The 1,723-nt window shown below is 70.4% G+C and carries 4 protein-coding genes; all 4 read right to left on the reverse strand.

What is annotated here, in order from left to right; genetic code table 11:
- Positions 1-529, reverse strand: a 529-nt coding sequence (locus tag I5Q34_RS33080; RefSeq protein WP_199896198.1) for a hypothetical protein, incomplete at its 3' end; no start/stop codon positions are given.
- A complete protein-coding gene (locus I5Q34_RS33085; protein WP_199896199.1) occupies positions 530-985 on the reverse strand; it encodes a hypothetical protein in 456 nt (151 codons plus the stop codon).
- A 6-nt stretch (positions 986-991) separates the two neighbouring features.
- The gene (locus tag I5Q34_RS33090; RefSeq protein ID WP_199896200.1) at positions 992-1,375 is read right to left on the reverse strand and encodes a hypothetical protein; all 384 of its coding nucleotides are present in this window, start codon (positions 1,373-1,375) and stop codon (positions 992-994) included.
- Between the two features lies 1 nt (position 1,376).
- A partial coding sequence (locus tag I5Q34_RS33095) for a hypothetical protein (RefSeq protein WP_199896201.1) occupies positions 1,377-1,723 on the reverse strand: 347 nt, incomplete at its 5' end.

The raw sequence follows: 1,723 nt of genomic DNA on the forward strand, positions 1-1,723 counted from the left end.
CCGTGACCGACGTGCCCGTGAACGCGAAGACGTGCAGGTAAGCCTGAAGCCCGAACGTCGTTGAGCCGGTCCCGAAGTCCACACTGCTGCCGTTGGTGGCCGTGGTGTCCGTGCGTTTGCCGGCGGTGAGGGAGCGCCCCCACCCCAGCCCGTAGCCGTTGGCCTGCGCCTCCACGGCGAAGGTGAACGCGCCGTCGTCCGCCCTGGTCCCGTCGTAGTTGATCTGCTTCGCGACGATGCTCGCCGAGGGGTTTCCCAGTGTGGTTCCCCGGAAGTACGAGACGATGACGTCGGTGGTCGGCAGCGAGCGGAACCGCTGGTGCGCCCGGTCGGTGACCGGGTTGAACCAGGCGGTGAACTCCAGCTTCCCGTCCCGCAGTCCGCCGATCCGCTCGAACGCACTCTTGTCGATGCCAGTGACCTCCAGCGCGGCCGGGCCGCCGGAGATGCCGCCGAGCTGGCCGATGTCCCCGCTGAGGTCGTAGCCGGCCACATAGAGGTTGTCGCCGAGCCCGCTCTGTTTGGCCATCTATGCCACCTCATCCCAAAGGTCGTTGACGATGACGGGCAGCGTGATCGTGATGACCCGCAGCAGCGCGCCGTCCTGCTGGATGTAGCCCGCCCGCGCCTCCAGCGCCGCGCCGTGCTGACCGAGGACATCCACCTGCCGCACCGTGCCGCCGAGCTGGAAGTCGCCGACGTACGCGCGCATCAGGGCGTCCGTGGCGGCAGTCAGGTTCGGGTCGATCGCGTCGGCCGGCTCCTGGACCATCGGCGTGTACAAACGGACGTTGAAGATCAGCCGCGCCGATGCCGTGCCGAGCCCGGACGTACGGACGGGCGTGATGCCGTCCACCCACACGGCCGCCGTCAGGCCGTGGCCCGGTGCGTTCTGTGGCTCGTGCCCGTTGACGCGCTCGAAGTACCCCGACGCCATGGCGTGCGAGATCACCGAGTTCAGGATGCCGTTGATGTCCAGAGCCATCGCGCGTCACCTCATCCCCGGCAGATGCCGCTGAAGGATCCGCTCGGCCATGCCCGGCGCCTGGCCTTTGACGACTTCCTTCATCCGCCGCCAGTGCGAGTAGCCCGCGAACCGCGTCACCGGGGCGTTCCTACTGCCGACGCCCTCCAGCCACGGCCCGTAGACCACGCCGTTGTCGTGCACGCGGCTCGTATCGGCCGAGACCCGCTCGGTCTCGACCCGGGACTCGTAGTAGCCGGTCGGGTGCCGCAGCACGTGCCCGAGCTCGTTGAGGACGAGGGTTTCGGCGTACTCGGCGATCTCCTCGCGCGCGTCGTCGCAGAACGCCTGCGCGGCGCGCGCTGCCCGCCCGTCGAACAGCGGGCCGGTCATCCGGACGTCGACGCTCATCTCACACTGCCCTCGTGCGGGCCTTGCGGCCATGGCTCGTGTAGACCGACTCGCGCAGGTCCCGCAGGCCGCGCCCGGACGCTTCCCGCTGTGCCTCGCCGGAGCCGACCACCCGGGCGTACCCGGACTGCCCCTGGAGCAGGGAGGTCAGGGCCTCGGCGACGGTGAGCTCCCGGACCGGGCCGGGCGGGTCCCAGCGGTACACGTCGTCGCCGGCGCTCATGGCGGCCGCGGTGGTGCCGAGGGCGCCTCGGGTGACGGTCAGGGTGCGGGGCGTGTAGATGTCGGCGTTCGCCGCGTGCGCGGCCAGGACGGAGCCGTCCCATGCCCGCTTCACGGTCAGGACGG

The sequence above is a fragment of the Streptomyces sp. AV19 genome, assembly GCF_015999245.1.
Classification (GTDB): domain Bacteria; phylum Actinomycetota; class Actinomycetes; order Streptomycetales; family Streptomycetaceae; genus Streptomyces.

Coding starts and splice junctions, on each gene's coding strand:
- I5Q34_RS33085 (WP_199896199.1), bottom strand. CDS start 985: ATGGCTCTGGACATCAACGGCATCCTGAACTCGGTGATCTCGCACGCC.
- I5Q34_RS33090 (WP_199896200.1), bottom strand. CDS start 1,375: ATGAGCGTCGACGTCCGGATGACCGGCCCGCTGTTCGACGGGCGGGCA.